Genomic DNA, 25,500 nt, shown 5'->3' on the forward strand with positions numbered 1-25,500 from the left:
GGCCCCCGGGCCCCGACGGCCGACCCGTGTGAATCCAGAACCAGGACAGAACATGCTCACACCTGGCACGCTGTGGACCGTTTCGGTCCTCGCCGGAGCGCTCGCCACCCCGCTGGCGGGGCAGGATCCCGCCGTGGACGCGGCGGTCGATCGCGTGATCGACCAGATCACCGACATGCGCCATCAGATCCACCAGTTCCCCGAACTCGGAAATCGGGAGTTCGAGACCGCGGCCATGGTCGCGGAACACCTGCGAGAGCTGGGCTTCGACGAGGTGATCGAGGGGGTCGCGCACACCGGCGTCATCGGGATCCTCAAGGGCGGTCTCCCCGGAGACGTGGTCGCGGTGCGCGCGGACATGGACGCCCTCCCCGTGACCGAAGACACGGGGTACTCCTTCGCCTCCACCGTGCGCACCGAATACGGCGGCCAGGAGGTCGGGGTCATGCACGCCTGCGGCCATGACGTGCACACCGCGGTTCAACTGGGCGTCGCCTCGGTCCTCGCCTCCATGCGCGACCAGATTCCCGGCACGATCAAGTTCATCTTCCAGCCGGCGGAAGAGGGACCGCCCCCGGGCGAGGAGGGCGGCGCCGACCTGATGGTGCGTGAGGGCGCGCTGGAGGGCATCGTCCCGTCCGCCATCTTCGGACTCCACACCTTCTCCGGACTGGACGTGGGAACGCTCGGCTACACGCCGGGGCCAGCGCTCGCGGCGGTCGACCACTTCAAGATCCGGATCATCGGCAAGCAGGCGCACGGCGCCCAGCCGCACACGAGCATCGACCCCGTCGTGATGGCTTCGCAGGCGGTGACCGCGTTCCAGACCATCCGCTCCCGCAACCTGTCGCCGCTCGAGCCCAGCGTGATCACCGTCGGCGTCATGCAGGGCGGCCAGCGCTTCAACATCATCCCGCAGGAGATGTGGCTCGAGGGCACCGTCCGGACCTACAACCCCGACGTGCGGGATGCCGTCGAACGGCGGATGGATGAGATCCTCGACGGGATCACGCGGGCGGGCGGCGGCAGCTACGTGCTCGACTACGACCGCGGCACGCCGGCCACGATCAACGACCTCGGCCTCACCGCGCAGATGGCGCCGACGCTGGACAAGATCGTCGGCGAGGACAACGTGCTCGTGATCGACCCCACGATGGGCGGCGAGGATTTCGCCTACTTCGCGAACGAGGTGCCCGGTTTCTTCTACCGGCTGGGTTCGGTGAACCCGGAACTCGGTTCGGGCGGCCATCACACGCCCGACTTCCGGGCCGATGACGCCTCGATATCGATCGGCATGCGGGCGATGTCGAACCTGCTCCTCGACTACCTGAAGTCGCGCCGGCCGTCCACCGACTGATCCGGGACGGGGTCCGCGGACGACCCCGGGGCTACAGACACGTCCTGCCAGACCACGCGGGCATCCGGCTCGAACTGGACGGCGTCAGGGGTCCCCGTCCCCAAAGGACGTAGACGAACCGGCCCGTCCAGCGGGAAGCCGCAGATCGCGAACCGGCCCTCATCGTCAGACACCGCGGACGCGTAGACGCCACGCGCCGCTCCCCGACCGAGGCGCACGCTCCACTGGGCCTCGATCTCGACCCCCGGGACGGGCACCCCCGCCGCCGAGTCACGGGCGATGCCGACGACGGCGCCCACGCCCTCGGACAGGGACGAACCGGGACAGACCCGCGCATAGAGGGTCTCGGCGGACGGCGTCCAGACCTCCCGCTCAACCACGATCCGCTCTTCGATGACCACGCGAGTCTCGTTCAGCCGCACGCCCGCCGCTCGAAACTTCGGGTGATCCACACGCAGGGCGTAGACCCCGTCCTGAAGTCCCCCCACGACGAACCGGCCCTCATCGTCGGTCATCGTGCTGAACGGCGTATCCGCCGGATCGGGCGGCGGAAGGAAGGCCGCCGCGTCCTCCCAGTTTCGGAGGACCACATCCGCCCCTGGTAGCGGGTCGCGACTCACGCTGTCGCGTACGATTCCGACCGCTACCCCGTGGCCCATCTCCCAGGACAGGTCGCCCGCCGCGGCGCGCTTCACCGCGCCGCCCCCCTGCTTGTAGCCGGTGAAGGACCCGTCCTCGTGGAACGGGAACCGAATCCACCAGTCCGTCACGTAGAACGGACCATCCGGAAGTCGGTCGAACACGACTTCGGCACCGATCAATCGACGGTCTACGCCGCGCGCCACCGGGAGATTGCGGTAGGAGAGTTGAACGCGGTCCAGTTCCGCGCTCTCCTCGTCGAGCCACAGCGTTCCCTCGATCTGGACGACCTGCCGCCGCTCGCGGGGGCGAAACGTGATGCCGAGTCTGGGCACGCCTCCGACGGTCGCCCGCTGCAGGCCGAAACAGTGAGCCGCGCGGAACTCCTGCGAGAGCAGGACGTTCGCGTCGAGCGCGCGGTACTCCGACGAGTCCGCCACCTGGACGACGAAACCGGACTCCACGAGTTGATCGGCGGGCACGCTCTCGAAGGGCGGAAGCGGCCTGTGCCGATACATGCGACTCGTCGCCTCGCGGACCGCGAGGGTCCGGGGCTCGAGGATGCGCTCCCAGCGCGTGAAGGTGAACCTCAGCTCGCCCCGCCGCTCGGCCCACACCGCGGTCTCCAGTGCCTTGCGCAGCTCTTCCCAGGCCGTCGCCAGCGCATGCCCCTGGCTCGGATCGTCGTAGCAGGCTCCGCTCACCTCCACGCGGAGGTCGCGGAGCCGAATGGGTCGTGGCGGGACTTCGACCGTGACCGGAAGGATCTGCCCCGTCGTGAGTGCGTAGGGCACGGTCAGCCAGGTGGCGTAGCCGATGCGCTCCACGCGGAGCCGGTACTCGCCCGGGCCGGGTGTCGCGAACGAGAAGGCGCCCTCGACCGTCGTGAAGTCGGCCCGCACCGCCTGGCCCGAGCTGTTCAGCAGGCTGACGAAGGCTCCGGAGATGAGCGGGCCGCCATCCGTCTCGCGCACCGTGCCCCTGATCGTCTGGGCCGCGGCGGAAGACGCGCACCCCAGGCAGGTGACGGCCACCGCGCACCAGATCCGAGCGGAGTTCACCATGCCTGTTGGACGCCCCGGAGGAGCGAAACGTCACACGAGCGGGGCGAGGACGTTCCGCCCGGGCTCAGTCGGCGAGGCGCAACGCGACCAGCGTGTTCGGGGCCTGGATGACGACGTGCTGTTTCCCCTCGTGCATGTAGGTCATCATCCCGTACCGCGGCAGCGCCGGGAGTGCCACCTGGCCCAGCCGTTCGCCCGTCGCCTTGTCCACGGCGTACAGATAGGACGTCCCGTCGCTGCCCTCGCCCGTGTACATGAGCAGCGTGCTCGTGACGATCTGCGCCGCCTGCCGCCCCGTCCCGGTGTTCGGGATGTCCATCCCCTCCAGCGCCTCGTGCTCCAGCACCCGGTCCGGCGTGTCTCCCACCGGGATCCACCACAGGTGTTCGCCGGTGTTCATGTCGATCGCCGTGATCCGGCTGTACGGAGGCTTGAACAGCGGCAGGCCCCGCACCCGCCGCACGCCCGCGAAACCGCCGACCGCGAACTTGCTGATCGTCGTCCCCGTGGGCGCGTCCTCCCGCGCGTCCCGCTCGGCGCCCGGCACCATGATCCGCGACCCGCACCCCTTCTGCGAGGTCACGTAGAGGATTCCCGTCTCCGGGTCCGCCGCCGGCGTGCCGTCGATGTTCGTCCCCCCCACATCTCCGGGACACCACAGCGAGGCCACCTTGCCGAGGTCGTTGTCCCGGTGCAGCGGCGGCATGAACAGCGGCCCGATCACATAGTCCTCTAGCGCCTCGATCGCGGCCTGCCGCAACTCCGGCGTGAAGTCGATCAGGTCGTCGTGCGTCAGCCCCTGCATGTCGTACGGGGCCGGCCGCGTCGGGAACGGCTGCGTCGGCGACAGCGCTTCGCCCGGCATCAGCCCCTCGGGCACGGGCCGCTCCTCGATGGGCCAGATCGGTTCGCCCGTCTCTCGGTTGAACGTGTAGGCGAAGGCCTGCTTCGTGACCTGCACGACGGCCGGGATCTCCTCGCCGTCCACCGTCACGTCCATGAGCACCGGGATCTGCGGCGTGTCGTAGTTCCAGATGTCGTGGTGCACGAGCTGATAGTGCCAAACCCGTTCTCCCGTCTGGACATCCAGCGCGATCAGGCTCGTCGAGAACAGGTTGTCCCCGGGCCGGAAGCCGCCCCAGAAGTCCTGCGTCGCACCGTTGGTCGGGATGTAGACGATCCCCCGCTCCTCATCCGCCGACAGCGGTGCCCACGAGGAGATGTCGCCCGTCCACGACCAGGCATCGTTCTCCCACGTCTCGTGCCCGAACTCGCCCGGGCCCGGGAGGACGTTGAACTTCCACTTGAAGTCGCCCGTCCGCGCGTCGTAGCCGAGGATGTCGCCCGGGACGTTCTCGTGGCGCGACTGGTTGTAGCCCTGCTCGGCGGAGTTCCCGACCACGATCACGCCGTTGACGACGATCGCGGGGGAGGAACTCGTGATGTAGCCCGTCTCGAGCGGGATGCCGTCGTACGGGTCGTACTCGTGGCCCAGCCCCGCGAGCAGATCGACGACGCCGGAGTCCGGGAACCCGTCCACGCCGACAGGCGCGCCGAAGCCCTCCACATGCTCCCCTGTATCGGCCCACAGCGCGTGCAGGAAGAAGGCCGGACTCACCAGGTAGACGACGGGCCGTCCGTCGATCTCGCCGTACGCGACGCCCTTCCCGTGATTCTTCCGCATCGAGTACTCCCAGCGGAAGGTCTCGGGCTCCACGTACTCCCAGATCTTCTCGCCGGTGCCCGCGTCGATCGCGTAGGTGTGCCGCTTCTCGCCCGCCACGGAGATCAGCATCCCGTCTACGTAGATCGGCGTTGCGCGCGCGTTGACGGCCGGGTAGTCCGACCCGTCCCAGGTCCAGGCGACCTCGAGGTTCTCGAAGTTCTCCGCGTCGATCTGGTCGAGCGACGAATAGCGCTGGCCCATGTCGTTGCCGGCGATGTTCTTCCACTCGGTGTCATCCGCCGCGCTCCCGCCACCTTCCGCGCAGCCCGCCACGGCGACGCCGAGCGCGAGCAGGAGGGGGACACTGCGGAACACGGACGGCGGCGCAGGGGATGTTGAGCGCGCTCTGCTCATCGAAACCTCTCATATGGGGGGACAGTCGACGTGGCCGCGGACGGGCGGCGGCACACGGGCGCTGAACATGAGCCGCGCCCAATCCGGCGGTCAAGCGACAGGAGCAGAGGCAAGCCCTCCCCGGAAATCGCTCCGGGGAGGGGTTTGCGGGATCTGCGACTGGTTGAACCGTGTCAGCGCACGCGCACGTGGAGTGGTGCGGTCACGAAGTCTGCGTGTCCCGACCCGACCGCGCCGTGCATCAGGCTGAAGGTGATTTCGGTATCGCCCTCCATCCCTCCGTGCAGGTGTCCTCCGAACTCGCCGGGCGTGTCCTGCTCGAACTCGGCGACGGACTCGTTCGCGACGTCCACCTGCAGGTAGAGGTCGCTGTCGAGTCGAACCGCGCGCCCGTCGTCGTCCACGAACTGCACGGAGATGCGGGCGGTTTCCTCGCCGGGCTCGACCTCCAGTTCTCCGGTCCAGGCTCCATCGTGTCCATCGTAGGACGCGACGGTCTGGCCGCTCAGCGTCAGGGTCACGCCCTCGACTTCCTCACCGTGATCTTCCTCGGGTTCATCGGGTTCAGTAGCGCTGTCGCCGCAAGCTGAGAATACCAGGATTCCCGCGGTCAGCAGGGCAAGCGGCAGTTTCGGCTTGAAATGTCTCATCTCTCCTCACTCGTTGTGCGGAAGGTCTCGGGCTCGACATACTCCCAGATCTTCTCGCCGGTGCCCGCGTCGATCTGGTCCAGCGACGAGTACCGCTGCCCCATGTCGTTGCCCGCGATGTTCTTCCACTCGGTCGTGTCCGCCGCTCCGCCGCCGTCCTTCGCGCAGCCCCCCGCGGCCAGACCGGCGGCGAGGACGAAGGCGGGAAGGCAAGAAACCACGGATCGGCGTGATGGCCCGCTGACGCTCTTTTCTCATCCGAGACCTCTCGAAGACCGGAAAGAAGGGATCGATACTCCCCGTCGGACCGACGCTGGCGGGCGGGCGCTGAACATGAAGAGGACGCAATCGGGCGGTCAAGCGACAGGCGCTTCGGGAGGTTGCCTGCCCCCGAAGGCTTCCGTAGCGTTTTTGGGCCGGGTGTCGTGCGGATGCCGCGGCTCCCGAAGGCTGGAGAAATGCGAAGTCATATGAAGAGGAAAACGAGAACCTCGGCCACACTCGCCGGCATCGCGATCTGCATGGCGATCGTGACGGCCGCTGCCAGCCCTCACCTCGCGCTGAAGGAGTCGTCTCCGAAGAAGGATGAGACGGTGAGCGCCAGCCCGGAGACGGTGACGCTCTGGTTCACGCAGGCGCCGCAGATGGCCGGAACGTCGGTTCGCCTCCTGCCCAGTGGGGGCGAGCCCATGGAACTCGAGGCGGCGACCGCCAAGGAGGACGACCCGACCGTCGTCGTCCTGACTGTGAGCGAGCCGCTCGCGGACGGCGACTACCAGGTCATGTGGCGCGCCATGGCGCAGGACGGCCACACGATCCGCGGCGACTTCGACTTCAAGGTGCAAGCCGCCCGCTGAACGGACGTTCCCGCGGGAACGTCTGCGCGGGCCTACAACTCGGCCAGCGCCTCGGCGTTGAAGCCCACGAGGAGCGTGCTCCCCGCGAGCAGGATCGGGGCGCGGTACTTCCCGGTGGGCCCCTTTAGCGCGTCGAGTTCGGTCTCCGCGGGGTCCAGATCGCGCCGGCTCCTCCCCTTCGCGATGACCACCCGCTCCGCGGAGGCCAGGAGTTCGCGCACGTCGTCATCGGTGAGCGGGGCTTTCGTCGCGGACCGCTCCTCCGCGATCGTCGCGCCGGTTTCGTCCAGCACCGCACGGGTGCGTTTGCAGCTCGTTCAGCCAGGGCGCTGGTAGAAGAGCGAAACCTCGGTCACTGCGGCCTCCTCGGTCGGCGACGGGTCCCCGTCAGGTGGCAGAGTCCGCCAAATAGCGGGTTCGGAGCACGTCCCGGTGGTGCAGTTCGTGTCCGGCGATGATGTGGACGAGCGCCCGCACCGAGAACTCGGCGCCGCTCGCGATCCCGCGGCGAGAGAGCGTGTCCTCGTCGAACGAGGCGAAGAGGGCCGCGTTCGCGGCGCGCAGGCCCCGGAACTCCTGCAGCAGATCGGCCACTGGACGGCCGGCGGCGTTGGACGCGGCGGCCCACTCGTCCTGATCCATCCCCGGGAGGTCGGCGCGGTCTCCCCGGGCCATATGGAGCGCGCGGTAGGAGAAGAGCCGTTCGGTGTCGATCACATGACCCAGAACCTCGCGGCACGTCCACTTCCCGGGCTCGTAGGCGAACGTCTCCCGCTCGGGGGGCAACCCGGAGAAGAGCCGTTCCAGCGCGTCAGGGGCCTCGCGCAGCACATCGACCAGAGACCGGTCGTCCGGCACTCTGTCGATGTACATCGAGTAGTAGTCGGCGTGTTCGTCGGGTTCTGGGCGTCTCATGGCGGGCAAACTATCGACCTCGGGGTCGCGGCGTCATCTTGTCCGCCATGATCTGCCGGCGACGCTCCACGGGGAGCACGGAAGCGGGGGAACGGCGCGGGCGCCGCAAGGCGACGGCCTTCCCGTGGCACGCCCTCGCGGGAACCGCCTGTGCGCTGCTCGGAACGGCCGCGGGCGCGCTGGCGCAGGGGACGCCGGCGGAGTGCGTGGCCCCGGGCTCCTCGCTTCGGCTCGACCACGTCCCCGTCGCGGCAGGTGACCTCGAGGCCCTGTCGCGGCGGCTCACCGACGAGTTCGGGTTCCGAGTCCAGGACGGCGGCCGGGACGAAAACGGCCTGCACAACGCGAAGATCCCGTTCGGCGACGGGACACGGCTCGAACTGCGGACGGTGGACGGCCCCGCCGATCCCGAGGCGTCGGGTGCCGACGAAGCGAGGCGATACGCGGATCTCATCGCCGATGGCGGGGGCGGGGCCTATGTCGCCCTCTCCGGGCTCAGCCTGGACGAAGTCCTCGCGGTCGCCGCAGACCTCGAACCGGAACTCTCGGTCGAGGAAGCGGGCGCGCGCAGCCGGGCGGCCTTCCCCCCGGACCACCCGCTCCACGCGGTGCTCTTCGTCGACCCCGATCAGGAGAGCGCCGAGCCGTCCGCGGCGCCGGAGCACGCGAACGGGGCGCAGGGTCTGCAGGCGGTCTGGGTCATGGTGGAAGATCCGGAGCGTCTCACCCGCTTCCTGCTCGCGTTCGGGGCCCGAGACTGCGGCCCGTCGCGCCACCCCGAGCATCTGTACGGACGCGCCGTCGGGATCCGGGGCGGCACCGTGTACGTCGTGGACGCCCTTCTGTGGCTGGCCGACCCCGGTTCGGCGCCGGTCGTATCGCTTACCGTGCGCGGCGGCCCAGGATCAGTCTCCGACAACATCGTGCTCGGAAACGCCGGCGGCCTCTGGATCGAACTCCGGCCCCCGGCCGAGGAGGGCGGATGAGGGTTCACTCGCTTGATGCACGAACATCGATCGTCGACCTGCAATTCCGAGGATTCGATCTCGCCATCGGTACCGGAGTCCTGGAAACCAGCGACGGGATCGCGCTCGTCGACCCCGGGCCCACGACCTGTCTGGAAGCGCTGCGGGTGGGTCTCGACGAGGCGGGGTTCGAGTTGGCGGACGTGCGGGCCATCCTCCTCTCGCACATCCACCTCGACCATGCCACAGCCTCCGGAACCATCGTGCGCGAGGTGCCGGAAGCGAGGGTGTATGTCCACCCGATCGGGGCGATCCACATGATCCGGCCCGAGCGGCTCCTCGCCTCCGCCGGCCGCATCTACGGCGACCAGATGGAGACGCTGTGGGGCGAGTTCCTCCCGGTGCCCGCCGATTCCGTCACCGCAGTGGACGAGGGAGATGCCGTGCGGCTGGGCGATCGCACGCTACGCGTCGCCTACACCCCCGGGCACGCGAAACACCACGTCGCCTACTTCGAGGAGGATACGGGCACGGCCTGGGTCGGCGACGACGCCGGCATCCGCATCCCGCCCGGAGGCGTGATCCCGGTCACCCCCCCGCCGGATGTCGACGTCGAGGCCTGGAACGCGACCATGGACCGGGTGATGGAGTGGAGCCCGGATCGCGTCGTCCCGACACACTTCGGGCCGGTGGACGATCCGGCCGCGCACTTCGCCGAACTCCGCGAGGAACTCGCGCGGTGGGCGCGGTACGTTCAGACGTCGATCGCGAACGAGGATCCAGCAAATCCGGAGACCGAGTCGGACCCCGCCCGAGCCCGGGAGTTCGCGGCCTGGGTAGAGAATGACCTGCGCTCGCGCATGCCGGCCGAGCCGGTCGACACCTACATCAACGCCTTCGGCGCGCGCGACTCCTGGTGGGGCCTCGCCCGCTACTGGCGCAAGCGCGGCGGTTGAACGGGAGCTGGCACGGCCGGGGCCAGGGGCGTCGCGAGCTTGCTGGTTCCGGTTCTCTTGAAAGCTACCTCACCACGACGCGGCGCATGACCAGAATCGTATCGGCCTGTTCGCCTGGATACCGGATGGTGGAGAGGCCGATCACCGTGACGGTTCCGAGCCCACGCTCATCGAACTGCATGTAGACGTAGCGCCGAGGCACGGCGAGGAAGTCCGGGCAGTTGGGGCTGGGGAGGAAGCTCTTGTACGGAATGATCGTCGCGCGGAGGCCATCGGTCTCGACCGCCGAGCGACCTTCTTCAAGCCGACAGCCGTGGTACGTCCTGATGACCACGGGAAACTGCTGGTGCATGCGTACCGTGTCGGGAACGAACACCTCGGGCGTGTCGAACTCCTCAATGACCTCGAACGTGAGCGCCGCGACCACTTCGTCGTTGTTTGGCCCGAGTGAATCACCGCATGCGATCAACAGACCGGCTGCGGTGACCGCGACGAGGATGCGGTTCACTGCGGGTCCCCTTCCACCATGGTTCGGTTGGTAGCTTCGTTGAAGCGCGTGGCCATCCCATCAACGCATCGAAGTCGGTGACCGTGACGGGCGGTGTGTCGAGCGCCTCCGTCGTGTACGACGATCCTGATTGGGGAGAGAGGCCGCTGCCTGGGGGTCAGCTGGCGGCGGGGCGGACCACGACGGTGATCTCCTCGTCGGAGAACAGGCCGCCGTCGTCGGCGCGGCCGCGGAGGATGTATGTCCCGGGCTCCAGGAAGGTCACCGTCACCGTCCAGCGGTCGTCCTCCGGCGGTTCCGGCGGACGCCACAGCGGGGCCCAGGGCGAGTTCGCGCCGGTGCGTGTGTCCTCCCACACCTTCACCTGCGGCGGGTCGAACGCCACTTCCCCCTCGCCGCGATAGACGAACCACGACATGAAGAGGCCGTTCACCTTCTGGACCGTCACCCGGGAGGGGGCCGTGAGCTGCCGGCGGCTGAGGCTGGGGTGCGCGCGGGCGATCGAGTCCACGCGGGCGGAGTCCTCCGCCGTCTCCGGGGGCTGGGGCGTGCGCCGACGGGGGGGCCTGAGGAGCCCGTCGTCCTCCACCAGGACGCTCACCGTGACCGGCTGGCCGACGATCGCCTCGCGGGTGCGCTCCCCCTCGAGTGTGATCCCGGGCGGCTCGTTGGCCCGCATCTCGGCGTTGCTGGAGCCGGCGCCGAGCGCTCCGGTCTCGGACATGATCACCGTGTTGTCCACGATGTAGTCGGGTCGGAGCGAGGCGTAGGCGTGCTCGGTGACCCCCTGGCTCGTCAGCGTCCACACCAGTTCCCTGTCGCCCCAGTCCGCCGGGACGCGGACCCTGAACACGAAGCGGTTGCGGCGCGGGAGGAAGTGGGTCGGCTGCCCCCGGTCGGCCGGGCCGGGGGAGAACGCGTTGTCCTCGCCCACGGGGACATCGATCTCCTCGAGCCAGTTCCGGTTCATGTATCCGAACAGGAAGTTGAACGAGCCGTCCTCGTTCTTCTCCCAGCCCTCGAACGCCGGCGCCACGTTCTGGCCGCGGGCGTAGGTCTGGGCGTGGACGCCGGCGGGGAGCCCGGCCGCGGCGAGGATCAGCGCCAGGAGCGGCGCGATCCTGGCTCGGGAAGGCCCTTCGGACACTTCTGCCTCTACCGTTCCCGTGAACCGCCCCACGAACCGCCCCTGTCGCCGGACTCGCCCGGCGATTCCGACGACTCGGAGTCGGCTTCGGTCGCGGGGTCGGGCTGCCACCACTCCGCGTCCGCGAAGTAGCTCATGTCGCCGTTCTCGGGGATGACCATGCACAGCGGGCAGCCGATCACGTGATCGTTGGGGCCGAGCGCGAGCCGATGCCTGCGCATCGCCATCTCCTCCACGAACTGCTCGTCCGTCAACTCCACCCGCATGCCGAGATCGATGAACATGTTCGCCACCGAGCGGTTCCCCGAGCCCTGCCAGTTGCGGGTGTCCGGGACGTTCCGGTTCGCCTCGGAGGTGTCCATGTAGCCGATGATGTGGAGGATCGTCCCCTTCGGGAGGAGCGGCTGGTGGTCCTCCGCGTAGGTGTAGCCGCGCACCCAGTTGTGGTCGTAGCCCGCGCAGTTGAGCGTCTCGACGTTGAAGCCCCAGATCGCCTCGAGACACATCCGCATCCCGGGCGCGTGCAGGTGCGGCTCGAATGTCACGAGCTTGGTGTGCTGGTTCAGCACCTTGTACGCGTGCAGTTCCTGTCCCGCCGCGCCCGGCCGCATGTCGATGTCGCTCCTGTTCCCAAGCCCGAGGATGGAGCGCCGGTACTTCGGCTCGTAGTCCGGGGGATGGAAGCGGAAGCCGATCTCGAGGTGGGCGCGCGTGTCGCGGCCGTTGGAATGGAGGTGGACGGAGTTCGAGACCACCCAGGAGCCCGCGCGCAGCAGCCGGCCCGCGTCCTCGTCGAAGATGTCGGGCTCGCGGCCGACCTCGTGCACCGGCCAGCCGGTGTCCGTCGCGGCGCGGTCCGACCCGGGCCCCGTCTCCTGGCCCTCGAGGACGCGCGTGCTCCAGATCATGTGATGCACGACGAAGCGTCCGCCGACCGTGTGCCGCCCCCCGTGTTCGCCGTCCCTCCGCTGCGGGACGTCGTTCACCTCGCGGATCTCGACCGACTTCACGTAGCGGTCCTCGGTGAGGCCGGTGGGGATGTTCTCGATGTCGCCCCACCAGTCGGGGGCGTCGTCCTCGACGAGCACCTCCGGCAGCCGAACGATCAGGTCCGGCTCGCCCGCGGCCCACAGAACATCGTCATTGAACTCGAGCGGCGCCGGCAGATCGGCCGGGTCGCCCTCGGGGGTGCCCGCCCGCCGCCAGGCGTCGAGCGCCTCGATCTCCCACTCGTCGAGCGACATGTCGTCCTTGAAGTGCTGGATCCCGATGTCCTTCTCGACGTACCACGGAGGCATGGCCCCGGCCCGGTCCCGGATCTGCGTGCGGCGCGCGATCATGCTCGCTGGAGAATCGGCGCGATGTCGCGGCTGAACGTGACGTCGGCGGCTTCATCCCCGGTTGCACCGGATGTCGCGTGACTGGCCGTCGCAATCGATGCCCCGGCCTGCGCCGCGAGGCTGGTCGCGGAAAGCAGGAGGAGGGTGAGGAAGACAGAAGATCTTCCGGCGAAAGACAGGGTCCGCGTCGCGTGCGGCATCGACATGGCTCCTTGCGAGGGGGCTCTCTCGCGAAGGTTAGTCGAAGGGCGAAGGTTGGGTCAAACGCGGCTCGCCCACCGCACCCGGCGCTCGCGCCATCAGCCCGTTAAGCGGACGGCCTCCGGTAGCCGCTTCACGATGACCGTCGGGACATCGAACTCGTCCGTCTCGACGAAGGCGACCAGACCTCCCGGCCCGAACGCGCCGGGCATGAGCGTCTCCTCCAGCGAGAACGTGCCTACGTAACCGCCCTCCGGCGCGAAGACATCGATCCATCCGTCAGCGGCGCCGTCCCCCTCCGGGCCTCCGCCCGCCGGCTCTCCGCGCGCGAGCTGGATCTGCGCCAGGGGGTCGCTCCCCCAGCGTTGCACCCAAATCGACCCCGCCCAGGTCGTGCGAAGATCCCGCACGAGGGGCACCTCGGGCATGAAACTCGCGTTCTCCACCATGTCGCGCAGGCCGGCCATCATGCCCTCCAACATGGCTCCCATCTGCTCGCGGAGGGCCTCCGGAACATCGCCCGTCGGGCTGGCGAACTGCTCCTCAATGGACGATTCCAAGGCTTCCAGTGCCCGTGCCCGGACGCGCTCCCGCAGCCGCTCCGTGACAGGCTCGGGGTGGAGGGGACGGCCCACGACGCGCACCGGGGCACCCACCGCCGTCTGGATCTTGACCGCATACGCGGACGAATCCGAATACGCCACCGCACCGCCGGGGAGAACATCGAACACGAGGCCGGGCTCGAAATAGGCGAACGCGTCGCCAAGCGCACCGAACATGTCCGACGGATCTGCGGCCTCGAACGTGGCCTGCCGCTCCGGGCGCGCCTCCCACCCCTCCGCGAACGGAGCCGTGGCGGCCTCTTCCCCCTCGTCGAGTGACACGCGGTAGATGGTGCGGTCACCGGCCGCGACGGTCGCTTCGCCACCGCTGAAGCTCGCGGCCGCACCTCGGGTCAGGAACAGCGCTCCTCCCTCCCGCGCGGCGCGCACCCTCTCCGCGGAAGCGGTCTGAGAGGCGCCCGTATTCGCGAAGCGGATCGCGCGCTCGAACGACCCGTCCGGGCCGAAGAGGAGGTAGGCGCGGTGTCCATCGTCGACGATCACGACCCCGCCCTCGGGCCGGGCCAACGACGCGGCGGCGTCGCGGATGTACAGATGACCGCGCGCGTCGAAATCCAGCTCCGCGATCTCCGTGAACGCGTCCCAGCCCTCCGCCTCGATCCCGCCGATCCGGTACACCTCCTCGAAGCCGACCTCGAGCAGACGGTCCTCGCCCGGCGCCCCAGCGGGCGGACCTCCGGTTTCGCCGCCGCAAGCCGCCAGCAGCGTGATGAACACAGCGCAAAGAAGTCTCACCTCATCGCCTCGGGTCAACGGCACCACCTCCACGCTGCGGTCAGAGCTTGACCACCGGGGAATCAGTCCCCGGAGTCGATGAGGGGTACGAGGTCTGTGATGCGGAGGTTGCGCCAGCGGACCTTGATGCCGCCGCCGTCGTGAATCTGGAGCGCGATTGAACCCTCCGCCCGGATCCGCATCGTGTTCCAGTCGCGCACGCGGATGCCGGAGATGATGTGACCGGCTATAGTTGGCCCGCACTCCGGTACCGGGGTTTTCCAGGGGCTGAGGGAGACATGAGACGAACCGTTCTGCTGCTGCTTGGCTCGCTGGTCGGTTGTGGAGGGACGGACGGCACGGGCCCGGCCCCGGGGCCACCCCCGCCACCACCTCCCCCGCAGAACCGGGCCCCGCTGGCGGTGGGTTCGATTCCAGCCCTGGAGTTGGCGGTGAGCGACACGTCGAGACTGGACGTGTCGCCGTTCTTCCGAGATCCGGATGGGGACGCACTCTCCTATTCGGTCGCCACCTCGGCCGCCGGGACGGTTCAAGCGACGATCACAGCTGGCACCGCGGTCATCGTTGCTGCTGCTATTGGAACTGCGGAAGTCACCGTGACGGCGACCGATCCCGGCGGGCTCTCCGTGCAGCAGGCGTTCTCTGTGACGGTGGCCAATCGGGCACCGCAACCGGTCGACGCGATCCCGGCGCTCGGGCTGGCTACGGGTGACTCGGCCACCGTCGATCTGGTCACCTATTTCAGCGACCCCGACGGTGACGCCCTCAGCTACGCCGCGGAGACGTCGGATTCCGACGTAGCAGCGGTGTCGGTCTCCGGGACTGTCCTGAAGGTCCTGGCGGAGAGCGCGGGAACCACCGACGTGACCGTGACGGCGACCGATCCCGACGGGCTGTCCGTGCAACAGGCGTTCGCTGTGACGGTCTCGAGTCCTCCACCACCACCGCCCGGGTTCTCCGTGGACCTCCGGATCGAGCCTTCACAGAGTCAGTTCGATGCCTTCAGGGTGCTGGCCGATCCGACCTTCTTCGCTGACCAGTTCGACCTTGACGTCTTCATCATCACCGGGGATGACGCCGCGACGTGGGACTTCACGAACGACCAACCCATCACCGCCGGCGAGGGACGCGTGGAGCTGGCGGATCTGAACTTCGGCACAACGCCCCAGTCGCTGGACGACGTCACCAGGGCGAGAGTGGTATATTCGGAGAACTTCACCACCACCCATACGCTGCTGTGCTCCATCAGTGAGGAAAGGAGCTCTCAGCGTATCGAAGTGAACTGCTCGACCTCGTGACGACCGGCCAGTTGGGGTGGGTAGCCGCGCAGCGCGGTGGCTCCGACCCGCAAGCCATCAGTTGAGCGTCAGCCGCCCAAGTCCGTGATGCGGAGGTTTCGCCAGCGGACCCTGATGCCGCCGCCGTCGTGGATCTGGAGCGCGATCGAGCCCTCGGCTGCACCGATCTTCTCGTCCTCGAAGTCCACCATCTTCGTCCCGTTCAGCCACGTCGTGACCCGGTCGCCGACCGCGCGGATGCGCATGGTGTTCCAGTCGCCCATGCGGAGCGCGTCATCCAGCGCCGGATCGGGCTGCACCAGCCAGCCGCGGCCGTACGACTCGTAGATGCCGCCGGTGAACAGGCCCGGGGGCGCGACCTCGGCCTGCCAGCCGCTGACGGTGGTTCCCTCCACGCTGGAGCGCAGGAAGACGCCGCTGTTGCCGTCCGCCTCCTGCCTGAACTCGAGCGTCAGATCGAAATCGCGGTACGTCTCCTCGGTAACGAGATACCCGTACTCGGCGTCAGCGCCGCTCTCGCACACCAGTTCCCCGTCCTCTACGTACCAGCGCTCCGTCCCGTGCACACGCCAGCCGTCGAGGTTTTCGCCGTTGAAGAGGGAGACGGGCTCGAGGGGACGGATCTTGATGTTCCGGTACCAGACGTTGCGCCCGTGGTCCTGGAGGCCGATCGGCCCGGACGCGGCCCGCCCGTAACGCGGGTAGGGGGCGAACTTGCTCGCCGCCACGAGCGCCTCCCACTCCGGGGACCCCAGTTCGTACTCGACCGTTTTCGTCCCGTTCAGCCAGTGCTCGACCAGGTCGTTCCGGACACGGATCCGGCCCTCGTTCCACTCGCCGGGCCCATGGAGCGTCGTCTCGCCCGACGCATGCAGGTCGTAGTTGTCCCCGGTCAGGTGCGTGTTCATTTCCATGGTGCCCATGGCGATGTACGCGGGATCGTCGAGCACCTGGTACTCCGGCGCGTTGTACCAGATCGCGGCCCCTTCTTCCTCGATCACCCGGTAGAGGACGCCGCTGTTCGCCACCTCCGAGAGCATGAACTCGAACCTGAGGTCGAAGTCCGAGAACGACTCGGTCGTGACGATGTCCCCGCCCACCGCCACGTCGGGATCGGTGGAAGTCGCGCCGACGACGAGCGTCCCGTCGATGACGGCCCATCCCGTGTCGGGGAAGGTCTCCTGACCGTACCCGCGCCAGCCCGCCGGCGTCTCACCGTCGAAGAGGAGGCGCCAGCCGGCGGCCCGTTCCGCCTCCGTCAGGGTGTTGTGCGGCGTTTCGGCGGGGGCTTCGGGCGCTTCCGCACAGGCCAGGGTCAGTATCCCGGCGAACGCCGGGAGGCACAGCCCGGAGCGTCGGGACCATCGCGGGGAGCGCATCAGATCAGCCTCATGGTGTCGGGATCCCAGCGCACGATGCGGTCCTCGAAGTAGCTCAGGTTGCAGGCCAGCGCCGGCGCGGCCGCGCGGAGCCCGAAGGTTGCGTCCTCCAGCACGGGTGGCCCGCCGCGTATCGCCTCAAACCAGTTGAAGAAGTGGTCGACGTGGGCCCCGCGATACCCGCGCTCGACCTCGTACCGCGCCTCGGCCGGCGGCAGCATCCGGACCCGCGGGGGAAGCCCGTCGGCCGACGCCGCGGCCTCGGCCATCTTCTCCTGCGAGAAGGCGTCCATCGGATCGACGGCGACGTTCTTGCGCAGGATAACCTCGGTCCACGTCACGTCCATCGCGCCCTCGCTCCCCACCAGCCGCAGGAAGGTGCTGCCCGAGGTCCCGTCCACGAAGTTCACGCGCAGGGAGAGGTTGAAGCCGGGGTGCGCCTCGGTCTCCGGGTAGTCGAACACGCCGAGCAGGACGTCGGGCACCTCGCGCCCGTCCTTCCAGTAGCGGAGCCCCCCCGCGGCCTGGACCCGGGTGGGGCCGCGCGAACCGATGACGAAGTGGAGGCTTGAGAAGAGGTGGACGAAGAGGTCGCCCGCGACCCCCGTCCCATAGTCCCGATAGTTGCGCCAGCGGAAGATGCGGAGGGGGTCCCAGGAGAGGTCCGGCGCCGGCCCCAGGAAACGCTTCCAGTCGACCGTTTCCTCGGAGGCATCCTCGGGGATCGGGTACTGCCAGGCCCCGATGGGATCGTTGCGGGCCCAGAATCCCTCGGCATAGTTGAGTTCGCCGATGGCACCGTCCAGGTAGAGTTCCCTCGCCTTCTCGTTGCCGAGCGAACTCATCCCCTGGCTCCCGACCTGAAACACGCTGCCCGACTCCTGCTCGGCCCGGATCAGGTCGTGTCCTTCCTCGATCCGGTGGACCATCGGCTTCTCGCAGTAGACGGCCTTGCCGGCGCGGAGCGCGTCGATGGAGATCGGCTGGTGCCAGTGGTCGGGCGTACCCACGATGACGGCGTCCACATCGTCGCGGGCGAGGACTTCCCGATAGTCGCGCGTCGTGAAGATGTCCCCGTGACGCTCGCGGGCGGCCTCGAGGCGTCCGTCGAACACGTCGCAGGCAGCGACCAGTTCCACGTCCGGGATGCGGAGCGCGGTCTGGACATCGGCCATGCCCATTCCCCCGGCACCGATGATGCCGAGTCCGATCCGGTCCGAGGGTGCGGCGCGGCGCTCCGGGGTGCGGCGGGCCATCGTGCGGTGGATCGCCGAATCCGACCCGGCCAGGCGCGAAGGCACGCCGGCCGCGAGCAGCGACCCGGCCGCTACGGACTTGACGAACTTCCGCCGGCTACCGGCGAGTGACTCGGGACCGGGCTCTGTTGTGTCGCTCATGACCGTCGCTCCGTCGCTCATGATGGAAGTGCATTCAGGCCGCCGGTTCGCGGGCGAGGTCGCCCGGGGCTGGTCCGAAAACGTAAGGTTGTGCGGATCAGGTCAGCAAAAGGAGAGGCAAGCATGCGCACTCGATGGACAGTCGCCGCCGTTCTCGTGCCGCTGAGTGTCGGGGCCGCCAGCTTCCGGGCCGCTACTCCCCCGCCGGAGGATCCCGTCCGCGTCGTCGTCGAGACGGAGATGGGGACGTTCGAACTAGAAGTGGACGTCGATCGGGCTCCCGTCACCGCGGCGAATTTCCTCCGCTACGTGGACGGCGGGTTCTACGACGGCGGCACCTTCTTCCGGACCGTACACGCGGACAACCAGCCCGAGGACTCCATCCGGATCGCCGTCGTGCAGGGCGGGTGGAATCCGGACACCGAGGCCGAGTCCTTCCCGCCCATCCCGCTGGAACGCACCTCCGAGACGGGGCTAAGACACCTCGATGGGGCGGTCTCGATGGCGCGCGGCGGCCCGGACACCGCCACGCAGAGCTTCTTCATCTGCATCGGCGACCAGCCGTCGCTCGACTTCGGCGGCCTGCGCAACCCCGACGGGCAGGGGTTCGCGGCCTTCGGGCGCGTCGTGGCGGGGATGGACGTCGTGCTCGCGATCCATCGAGCGCCCTACGAGGCGCAGCAGCTGACCCCACCCCTGCGGATCGTGAGGGTTTACCGCAAGGAGGGACCGAGCCCCGAGGTTTCTGCCTGGGGGTGGTTGCTGGAAGTCCCTGTGAAGCCCTATGCCAATTCAAAATCACATTTTCGATTGGCATAGGTCGACACAGGGGAACCGACACGCCCATGATGGCTCGAGAATTCGCGCCGTTGCTCAGGCGGGCCGCGGCGACCCCGCGGAAGGCGCAGTCAGTTGTCGATGCCGGCGCCGGTCAGCTGGGCGATCGCGGCCAGCGTCGTCTGTCCGGCGTTGAGGCCGAGCCGGAAGTCGTCGTCCGTGTACGTCGTCCACACGTCCGTCGGCTGGTGCCAGTTCGGATCCCAGCCCGCACCGACCTGCGCACCGCGCTCGTTCTCGCGCAGGCTGATCGACGGCACGATGTCCATGAAAGGGGTCGAATCGGTGTTCGTCATGTGCGGGCCGACCGCTGCCGGGTAGTCCGTCGCGTAGCGTTCGTTCGCGGCCTTGAACAGGAACGCGAGCCTCATCGAATCGTCCGCCCTCTCCGAGTTGGACTGGAACTCGACGTTCACGTCCGCTTCGGGCCGCTGGTTCCGGCTCACCAGGCCGTCCGGGCCGGGGGCGCCGTGATCCCACAGCATCATGTCGTGCTGCACCATGCCGACCCAGCGCGGCTCGGGGTAGCGGCCGGAACCCGGTGGATCCTCGACGCCCTGCAACTCCTGGCGCTGCGCGACGTAGGCCCGCGCTCCGTTGAGGCCCGTCTCCTCGTTGTTCCAGAGGACGAAACGGATCGAGCGCTCGGTCTCGACGTCCGGCGCGCTGAACACGCGCGCGAGTTCCATGACGAGGGCCGTGCCGGAGCCGTCGTCGTTCACCGCCTCGTTCACGCCGTGGCCGTCCATGTGGGCGCCGATGATGTACATCTCGTCCGGGCGCGTCGTCCCCACCTTCGTGCAGTAGACCTCGGACCGCTCGCCGTCGACCGGTTCCTCGCGGTTGAGTTCCCGGATGCGCTCGTCGGGCTGGGCCATGAGGTCGCGGTTGACGCCGGTGGAGCCCCGGTAGCCGAACAACGTGCTCCCTCCCGACCCTGGACCGCGCCGGCCCACCCTTCCGCCGGTCGCCGTGGTCAGGTCGCCCTCGTTCGGCGCGGGGCGCCGGCCGGCACCGCGGCGGGGCGGCGTCCCGCGCGGCGCCGCGTCGGGTGGGGGCGGCGGCGGGAAGGTGTAGACGATCCGCTCCGTGTTGGTGCAGCCGAACGCCTGCAGCTGCGCCTCGATCCAGTCGACCGCATCTCGGTTGCGTCGGGTTCCCTGCCGCCGGTCGCCGAACCGGGTCAGCCCCTTGAGCGTCGTCTTGTAGTTGTCGAGCGTCAGCCGACTGACGAGGGCCGCCACCGGGTCGTCCTCCGCGGTGGGCTGCTGTGCCTGGAGCGCGGGCGCGGCGGCCCCGAGCCAGAACGCGGCGGCGGTGACGCCGAAGGAAGCGAATGAGCGTGTACGCATGAAGAACCTCGCAGTAGCAGGACATCCGGTGTTGCGCACCGTAGGTTGGCTCGCAGGGGGACCGCAACCGTCCGGAAGGGAGGACCACCATGTCGAATGCCCGCCACCCCGGCCTCCGTCGGCACGCCCGCGACATCGCCGCACATCGCCGCCTTGGGCCCAGGGTTGCAGCGGCCCTCGCGATTGCGGCCGTGCCCGTCTCGGCCCAGACGGAGCCGCCGTCAGCCCCGCCCGCCGACTGGGAAGCCACGGCGATCGACTACAGCAACGTGCCGTACCCGCACCCGGTGTCGTATCTCGATGTCGAGGTGTATGGAGATCCCTATCGGCTCGCCTACATGGACGTGCCCCCCGCCGGCCCCGCGAACGGACAGGTCGTCGTGCTCTTCCACGGGATGAACTTCTTCGCGGCGGGGTTCCGGCCCACGATCGAGGCCCTGCGGAACGAGGGATTCCGGGTGATCGCGATCGACCGGCTGGGGTTCGGCCGGTCCTCGAAACCGATCATCCACTACAACCTCCACATCCCGGCCAGGAACGCGAAGCGGCTGCTGGACGCGCTGGGGATCGAGCGCGCCGCGATCGTCGGGCACTCGATGGGCGGCATGGTCGCGACCCGGTTCGCGTCCACGTACCCGGAGACCACGACGCACGTCGCCATGGTGAACCAGATCGGCCTCGCGGACTCGCGGCCGGGACGCGCGTGGACCGACCCCGCCGAGACGTATGAGTCCACCCTCAACGGGACGACGTACGAGTCGGTCCTCCGGGGGCACATGCGCTACTACCCGAACGGCTGGCGCCCCGAGTACCTCGAGTGGGTTAAGTACCAGTACGGCCTCACGCTGAGCGGCGACTGGCCGCGCATGGCACGGGTGCGCGCGGCGCAGCGGCAGATCCTGTACGAAGACCCCGTCGTCTACGAGTGGCGGCACATCGCCAGCAAGGCGCTCGTCATCGGGGGCGCGGAGGACCGCCTCGTCGCCGACTACCCGGCGCTGGCGCGGAACGTCGCGGAGGAACTGCAGAACGCCGAACTCGTGATCTTCCCGAAGGTCGGACATTCTCCGCAGTTCGAGATCCCGGAGCCGTTCCATGCGGAACTCATCCGGTTCCTGCGCTCCGATCCCGATGAGCCGGCGGACCGGGCGTGGCGGGACACCGACATCGGCCGGTCGCGGGGTTAGCCGCGAGGGGCGCGGGCCGCTCCGAAGGAATAGGTTCCCCGCCCATGAAGATCTCGAATTCTCCCAAGGAAACCGAAGGGCGGGTTCGCCTCACGGGCATCTCGCGCGCGGCCGTGGCATTCGCCGCCGGGGTGGCCGCCGCGTGTTCGGGGGAAGCGCCGGAGCGGCCTGATGCGGTCGCGGACGTGACGGAGCTGATGATCTCCGTGCTCGAGCCCGCCGCCGAGACCTACTGGGACGGCGTCGGGGAGATCCTCGTTGAAGAGGGCGTACACCTCATCCGCCCGCTCACCGACGACGACTGGACGGCGCTCCGCAACGCGGCGTTCATCCTCGCGGAGTCGGGCAACCTGCTGATGATGGACGGGCGCGTGCGGGACCGCGGGGACTGGATGGCCCATTCGCGCGACATGGTCGATGCGGGCCGGTTGGCGCTCGAGGCGGTCGACCGACGAGACGCCGACGCCGTGTTCGACGCGGGTGCGGAGGTCTACTACGCCTGCCGCGACTGCCACGCCCGATACGCCGCCGAGACCCTCAGGCCGAGCGACCCCCGTAGCGCCGCGCCTGCCGACTCCCTGGGGGCCGTGGCCGAAGACACGTCGACCGGCGATACGACGGACGATCAGGGGAACCGCTAGGCGCAAATGGAACGCTTCCTCGAGTGGCTCGGAAATACGCCCTGGAGCGTGGCCCTGCTGGAGTCCACGCTGGCATGGCCCCTGGTCGAGTCGGCGCACGTCCTAGCGGTGGCGCTCTTCTTCGGGACCGTGATGATGAACGACCTTCGCCTCCTGGGCTGGACCATGCGGCGCGTCCCCGTCTCGGAGGTCACCGGCCGGCTCCTGCCGTGGACCCGGATCGGGTTCACGATCATGGTCATCACCGGATTTCTCATCTTCTATTCGAACCCGGTTCGCTACTATCACAATATATTCTTCCGATTGAAAGTGATTCTGTTCATAGTCGCGGGACTGAACGCCTTTCTCTTTCATCGGGGGATCCACCGGCGTGTGTTCGAGTGGGAACGATCTCCCGTCCTCCCGGGGCGGGCGCGGGCAGCCGGCGCGATCTCGCTCGCGGCGTGGGCGCTCATCATCGTGGCGGGGCGCCTGATCGCCTACAATTGGTTCGACTGCGACATCCCGGGCCAGCCGGGGTGGGCAGACTGGGCCGCGGGCTGCCCCGTGGCGGGCGACTGAAGGGCAAAGGAAGGTCGACCATGCTTCTCTCAGCACGCACCACTGAAGCGGATCCCACACGCATCCTTCTCGGTCTCACGCTGACTCTCGCCCTCTGCGCCTGCGAAACGGAATCGCCGACGCAGAACCCGACACGCGAGACCCTTCCGAACGGGGCGGTCCTGGTACGCTATCCCGGCCTTCCCGCCATCGACTCCGTCGGCGCGGTCGTCAACGAAGTGCGCGTGGACCTGCGGTTCGGCAGCGTCGAAGGGGATGACCCCAACCTCACCTTCGGCGATATCCGGGGTGTGGAGGCCGCGAGCGACGGCACCATCTACGTTCTGGACTATCTGGCCGCCGAGGTGAGGGCCTACAGTCCCGACGGTGAGTACGTGCGAACGGTTGCGCGCCGTGGAGAGGGCCCCGGAGAGATCCTCGAAGCCAATGGGATTCGTCTCTCCGGCGACACCCTTCTCTGGATCCACGATCACTCGCAGTGGGCGATCATGGGGGTGGACCCGAACGGGGAGGAGATCCGCAGGTTTACCAAGCCGGTCAGGACGTACGGGTACATCTGGACAGGCGTGTTCGACAATCAGGGACGCTACTGGAGAAGCACATCCCATTCGGACGAGGTTCGGAGCTACCCGCCCGAAATGGGTGTGACCACGGGATCCGCACGGAGCTACTACAAGTCCTACGACCTGACCAGCGGAGCCACCGACTCCGTGTATGTGGGCGAGCGCACCTATCGATCCTACACCTACAGCGTCGGCGGCGGCTGGGGGGTCAGGGGTATTCCCTTCGAGCCCGGCGAGATCACGGCTATCAACCCCTCCACGGGATTCTGGCGTGCGCAAAACACGTCATACCGGATTGCCCGGACCAATGAAGCCGGCGACACGCTGATCGTCATCGAGGCGGGGCTGGAGGAGCAGCCGGTGACGGCCGAAGACCGTTCGGCCTATGTCGCGGAGGTCGCCGAGGGCGACCCGGACATGCGCCGCTACGCCGAGGAGGTCGCGTCGCTCATGCCGGACGTCAAGCCGATCCTCGCCGGTCTGTTCGTGGACGAGGAGGGGCGGCTGTGGGTGCGAAGGGTCACGCCCGCCGATGCCCCCGCGTTCTACGACCTGTTCTCCGACGATGGCGACTACCTGGACTCCGTTCGTCTGGCGTTCGAGGCAGCCGGGCCCCTCCGGGTCCGCCACGGCCACATCTACACCTGGATCGCGGACGAGCTGGACGTGCCGTATGTCGTGAGGGCGCCTCTGCCATGATGCCGGTCCGCGGACCGGCGGCGTCTACGGGCTGCTGATCAATCGAGCGTCCGGGCGACGCGGAAACCGAAGCTGCTGAACCGGTAAGCGGCATTGTTCCAGTCCCGCCGCGCTGAGCGGAGGTCCCGCGATTCGTTGAGCCAGGAACCACCGCGCAGGACCCGATAGGTGCAATCGTCCAACTCCCGGGCGCGCCCGTCGGTCGGCGCACCGGAATAGTCGTCGTTCCGGCAATCCTGCGTCCACTCGGCCACGTTCCCGATCACGTCGTACAAGCCGAAGGCGTTCGGGGCGAATGACCCCACAGGCGCCGTGTACTCATGCCCATCCGCACACGATGCGAAACCATCATCCCCGTTCGCGTACCGGCACTGACCCGCCTGGCTCTCGCCCCAGTAACGCGCCGTCTGCGAGCCCGCCCGCGCCGCGTATTCCCACTCCGCCTCGCTCGGAAGCCGGTACTGCTGCCCGGTATGTCGGGACAGCCGCCGCACGTACGTCCGGGCGTCTGTCCAGTTCACATTGGTCACCGGCCGGTCCCCCCGGCCCCACCCCTCATCGTCCGGCTCGTAGTCGCACCCGCCGGCCCGCACACAGGCGTCCCACTCCGCGAACGTCACCTCGTACATCCCCACCGCGAAGGGGGCCCCGATCGTCACCGAGTGCTGCGGGCCCTCGTCGTCGCCCCGGCCTCTCTCCGACGCGGGAGAGCCCACCGTGAACGTGCCTGCCGGCACCTTCACCATCTGCGGACACCCCGAGCAGTCGCTGAACACATTCGCCGGGTCCACCGGGGGGATGTCCGGCGGAACGAAGTCCGGCACGGCGGCGGGCGGCGGGGGAGGCTGCGTGGGGGTCGCTCGTTCGGGCGCGTTGAGCGGCGGCCGCGCTGGCCGGACCGGTGCGGGCGCACGCGGGACAACGACGGGGACCGCTGCGAACTGGTAATTGACGTTCCAGTTGGCGAACCAGGCACCGTGTCCGCGGAACACGTACACGTAGCTTGTCGCCGTCAGGTTTTCGCCGGGAAGCAGCGGGTCGTCGCCCGCGACGCGCAGGATTTCGCCGAACGCGGCCTTCAGCCGGACCGGACCGGGCAGGTTCCGGCTCGCGCGCAGGCCCCAGAGCGTACACGGCGGCTCGTGGGCTTCGACCCGGTAGACGGCGGTCAATTCACCGAGTGGCCTTTCGGACCCGTTGTACACGGAGTAGTCCATCTGCCAGATGTCGATCGGCTGGCCCTCGTTTCCCCTCTTCCGCCTGTATGACGCCGCCGATTCGTGCTCCTCGAGGACCTGGCACCTCTCGGCACCGTATTCGATGATTCTCGCCGACGCGCGCACCTCGATCCCGTTCTCCGAGTACAGCGTCTGCGCGTGAACCTCTGCCGCCGCGGCCGACAGGAAGCCCGACACGACGAGCCAGCGCATCCCAAAGCGAAACATCCCCGATCTCCGTGAGTTTGGCTCCCGTGCACGCCCGCGGCGGGGCGTCAACGCCCCGAGTATAGGGGAGAACACACCCGGGATACCATACGCCATCCGCCCGA

At 68.6% G+C, this 25,500-nt stretch carries 26 protein-coding genes; 10 read left to right on the top strand and 16 right to left on the bottom strand.

What is annotated here, in order from left to right:
• Positions 1 to 52 precede the first annotated feature (52 nt).
• The gene (locus tag ACOOHF_RS16135) at positions 53 to 1,357 is read left to right on the top strand and encodes a M20 metallopeptidase family protein (protein ID WP_420462456.1); all 1,305 of its coding nucleotides are present in this window, start codon (positions 53 to 55) and stop codon (positions 1,355 to 1,357) included.
• Here ACOOHF_RS16135 and ACOOHF_RS16140 read toward each other — a convergent pair.
• The 4 genes from ACOOHF_RS16140 to ACOOHF_RS16155 form a co-directional block, all read right to left on the bottom strand.
• Positions 1,324 to 3,060: a carboxypeptidase regulatory-like domain-containing protein gene (locus ACOOHF_RS16140; protein ID WP_420462457.1), complete on the bottom strand. Its 1,737-nt coding sequence runs from the start codon at positions 3,058 to 3,060 to the stop codon at positions 1,324 to 1,326. The two genes, ACOOHF_RS16135 and ACOOHF_RS16140, sit on opposite strands and share 34 nt — an antisense overlap.
• A gap of 64 nt (positions 3,061 to 3,124) precedes the next feature.
• On the bottom strand, positions 3,125 to 5,140 hold the full coding sequence (locus ACOOHF_RS16145; protein WP_420462458.1) for a hypothetical protein: 2,016 nt from the start codon (positions 5,138 to 5,140) through the stop codon (positions 3,125 to 3,127).
• A 173-nt stretch (positions 5,141 to 5,313) separates the two neighbouring features.
• Positions 5,314 to 5,790 (bottom strand): hypothetical protein, encoded by a 477-nt coding sequence (locus ACOOHF_RS16150; protein WP_419935855.1) that lies wholly within the window; start codon positions 5,788 to 5,790, stop codon positions 5,314 to 5,316.
• Complete coding sequence (locus tag ACOOHF_RS16155) at positions 5,787 to 6,011, bottom strand: hypothetical protein (protein ID WP_420462459.1); 225 nt, start codon at positions 6,009 to 6,011, stop codon at positions 5,787 to 5,789. Before ACOOHF_RS16155 ends, ACOOHF_RS16150 begins: the two co-directional genes overlap by 4 nt.
• A 249-nt stretch (positions 6,012 to 6,260) precedes the next feature.
• Here ACOOHF_RS16155 and ACOOHF_RS16160 point away from each other — a divergent pair, with 249 nt between their 5' ends.
• Positions 6,261 to 6,647, top strand: coding sequence for a copper resistance CopC family protein (locus tag ACOOHF_RS16160; protein ID WP_420462460.1), 387 nt, complete (start codon positions 6,261 to 6,263; stop codon positions 6,645 to 6,647).
• 32 nt (positions 6,648 to 6,679) lie between these two features.
• Here the strand turns inward: ACOOHF_RS16160 and ACOOHF_RS16165 are convergent, their stop codons facing one another.
• Both ACOOHF_RS16165 and ACOOHF_RS16170 read right to left on the bottom strand, forming a co-directional pair.
• Positions 6,680 to 6,940 carry an ArsC family (seleno)protein gene (locus ACOOHF_RS16165; RefSeq protein ID WP_420462461.1) on the bottom strand — a complete coding sequence of 87 codons (261 nt, stop codon included), beginning with the start codon at positions 6,938 to 6,940 and terminating at the stop codon, positions 6,680 to 6,682.
• Between the two features lie 94 nt (positions 6,941 to 7,034).
• Positions 7,035 to 7,562 (bottom strand): DinB family protein, encoded by a 528-nt coding sequence (locus ACOOHF_RS16170; RefSeq protein WP_420462462.1) that lies wholly within the window; start codon positions 7,560 to 7,562, stop codon positions 7,035 to 7,037.
• A 47-nt stretch (positions 7,563 to 7,609) separates the two neighbouring features.
• Here ACOOHF_RS16170 and ACOOHF_RS16175 point away from each other — a divergent pair, with 47 nt between their 5' ends.
• Positions 7,610 to 8,548 carry a VOC family protein gene (locus tag ACOOHF_RS16175; protein WP_420462463.1) on the top strand — a complete coding sequence of 313 codons (939 nt, stop codon included), beginning with the start codon at positions 7,610 to 7,612 and terminating at the stop codon, positions 8,546 to 8,548.
• Positions 8,545 to 9,483 carry an MBL fold metallo-hydrolase gene (locus ACOOHF_RS16180; protein ID WP_420462464.1) on the top strand — a complete coding sequence of 313 codons (939 nt, stop codon included), beginning with the start codon at positions 8,545 to 8,547 and terminating at the stop codon, positions 9,481 to 9,483. Before ACOOHF_RS16175 ends, ACOOHF_RS16180 begins: the two co-directional genes overlap by 4 nt.
• Positions 9,484 to 9,547: 64 nt before the next feature.
• Here ACOOHF_RS16180 and ACOOHF_RS16185 read toward each other — a convergent pair whose 3' ends face one another.
• The 6 genes from ACOOHF_RS16185 to ACOOHF_RS16210 all read right to left on the bottom strand — a co-directional run bounded on the left by ACOOHF_RS16185 (position 9,548) and on the right by ACOOHF_RS16210 (position 14,237).
• The gene (locus ACOOHF_RS16185) at positions 9,548 to 9,991 is read right to left on the bottom strand and encodes a hypothetical protein (protein ID WP_420462465.1); all 444 of its coding nucleotides are present in this window, start codon (positions 9,989 to 9,991) and stop codon (positions 9,548 to 9,550) included.
• A 157-nt stretch (positions 9,992 to 10,148) separates the two neighbouring features.
• Positions 10,149 to 11,138, bottom strand: coding sequence for a hypothetical protein (locus ACOOHF_RS16190; protein WP_420462466.1), 990 nt, complete (start codon positions 11,136 to 11,138; stop codon positions 10,149 to 10,151).
• Between the two features lie 8 nt (positions 11,139 to 11,146).
• Complete coding sequence (locus ACOOHF_RS16195) at positions 11,147 to 12,478, bottom strand: hypothetical protein (protein ID WP_420462467.1); 1,332 nt, start codon at positions 12,476 to 12,478, stop codon at positions 11,147 to 11,149.
• Positions 12,475 to 12,678 (bottom strand): hypothetical protein, encoded by a 204-nt coding sequence (locus ACOOHF_RS16200; protein WP_420462468.1) that lies wholly within the window; start codon positions 12,676 to 12,678, stop codon positions 12,475 to 12,477. The genes ACOOHF_RS16195 and ACOOHF_RS16200 overlap by 4 nt, the downstream gene beginning before the upstream one ends.
• Positions 12,679 to 12,777: 99 nt before the next feature.
• Positions 12,778 to 14,037, bottom strand: coding sequence for a hypothetical protein (locus ACOOHF_RS16205; RefSeq protein ID WP_420462469.1), 1,260 nt, complete (start codon positions 14,035 to 14,037; stop codon positions 12,778 to 12,780).
• 62 nt (positions 14,038 to 14,099) lie between these two features.
• Entirely contained in the window at positions 14,100 to 14,237 is a 138-nt protein-coding gene (locus ACOOHF_RS16210) for a hypothetical protein (protein WP_420462470.1), read from the bottom strand.
• Positions 14,238 to 14,315: 78 nt separating this feature from the next.
• Between ACOOHF_RS16210 and ACOOHF_RS16215 the strand changes: the two genes are divergently transcribed.
• The gene (locus tag ACOOHF_RS16215) at positions 14,316 to 15,335 is read left to right on the top strand and encodes a hypothetical protein (protein ID WP_420462471.1); all 1,020 of its coding nucleotides are present in this window, start codon (positions 14,316 to 14,318) and stop codon (positions 15,333 to 15,335) included.
• A 68-nt stretch (positions 15,336 to 15,403) separates the two neighbouring features.
• Here the strand turns inward: ACOOHF_RS16215 and ACOOHF_RS16220 are convergent, their stop codons facing one another.
• On the bottom strand, positions 15,404 to 16,714 hold the full coding sequence (locus tag ACOOHF_RS16220; RefSeq protein ID WP_420462472.1) for a 3-keto-disaccharide hydrolase: 1,311 nt from the start codon (positions 16,712 to 16,714) through the stop codon (positions 15,404 to 15,406).
• The gene (locus ACOOHF_RS16225) at positions 16,714 to 18,111 is read right to left on the bottom strand and encodes a Gfo/Idh/MocA family protein (protein ID WP_420462473.1); all 1,398 of its coding nucleotides are present in this window, start codon (positions 18,109 to 18,111) and stop codon (positions 16,714 to 16,716) included. The genes ACOOHF_RS16220 and ACOOHF_RS16225 overlap by 1 nt, the downstream gene beginning before the upstream one ends.
• A gap of 123 nt (positions 18,112 to 18,234) precedes the next feature.
• On the opposite strand from ACOOHF_RS16225, the gene ACOOHF_RS16230 reads away from it, so the two are divergent.
• Positions 18,235 to 18,930, top strand: coding sequence for a peptidylprolyl isomerase (locus tag ACOOHF_RS16230; RefSeq protein ID WP_420462474.1), 696 nt, complete (start codon positions 18,235 to 18,237; stop codon positions 18,928 to 18,930).
• An 89-nt stretch (positions 18,931 to 19,019) separates the two neighbouring features.
• Here ACOOHF_RS16230 and ACOOHF_RS16235 read toward each other — a convergent pair whose 3' ends face one another.
• Entirely contained in the window at positions 19,020 to 20,300 is a 1,281-nt protein-coding gene (locus ACOOHF_RS16235; protein ID WP_420462475.1) for a M28 family metallopeptidase, read from the bottom strand.
• A gap of 89 nt (positions 20,301 to 20,389) precedes the next feature.
• Between ACOOHF_RS16235 and ACOOHF_RS16240 the strand changes: the two genes are divergently transcribed.
• From ACOOHF_RS16240 to ACOOHF_RS16255, 4 genes are read left to right on the top strand one after another with little or no spacing between them, the layout of a single operon-like run.
• The gene (locus tag ACOOHF_RS16240; RefSeq protein WP_420462476.1) at positions 20,390 to 21,487 is read left to right on the top strand and encodes an alpha/beta fold hydrolase; all 1,098 of its coding nucleotides are present in this window, start codon (positions 20,390 to 20,392) and stop codon (positions 21,485 to 21,487) included.
• Between the two features lie 44 nt (positions 21,488 to 21,531).
• Positions 21,532 to 22,128, top strand: a complete 597-nt coding sequence (locus ACOOHF_RS16245; RefSeq protein ID WP_419935876.1) for a hypothetical protein — start codon at positions 21,532 to 21,534, stop codon at positions 22,126 to 22,128.
• Between the two features lie 6 nt (positions 22,129 to 22,134).
• Complete coding sequence (locus ACOOHF_RS16250; RefSeq protein WP_420462477.1) at positions 22,135 to 22,689, top strand: DUF6644 family protein; 555 nt, start codon at positions 22,135 to 22,137, stop codon at positions 22,687 to 22,689.
• A 20-nt stretch (positions 22,690 to 22,709) separates the two neighbouring features.
• Positions 22,710 to 23,951 carry a 6-bladed beta-propeller gene (locus tag ACOOHF_RS16255; protein WP_420462478.1) on the top strand — a complete coding sequence of 414 codons (1,242 nt, stop codon included), beginning with the start codon at positions 22,710 to 22,712 and terminating at the stop codon, positions 23,949 to 23,951.
• Positions 23,952 to 23,989: 38 nt separating this feature from the next.
• On the opposite strand, the gene ACOOHF_RS16260 is transcribed toward ACOOHF_RS16255, so the two are convergent.
• Positions 23,990 to 25,396 carry a formylglycine-generating enzyme family protein gene (locus ACOOHF_RS16260; protein ID WP_420462479.1) on the bottom strand — a complete coding sequence of 469 codons (1,407 nt, stop codon included), beginning with the start codon at positions 25,394 to 25,396 and terminating at the stop codon, positions 23,990 to 23,992.
• Between the last annotated feature and the right edge of the window lie 104 nt (positions 25,397 to 25,500).

The organism is Candidatus Palauibacter sp. (assembly GCF_965216145.1).
GTDB lineage: Bacteria > Gemmatimonadota > Gemmatimonadetes > Palauibacterales > Palauibacteraceae > Palauibacter.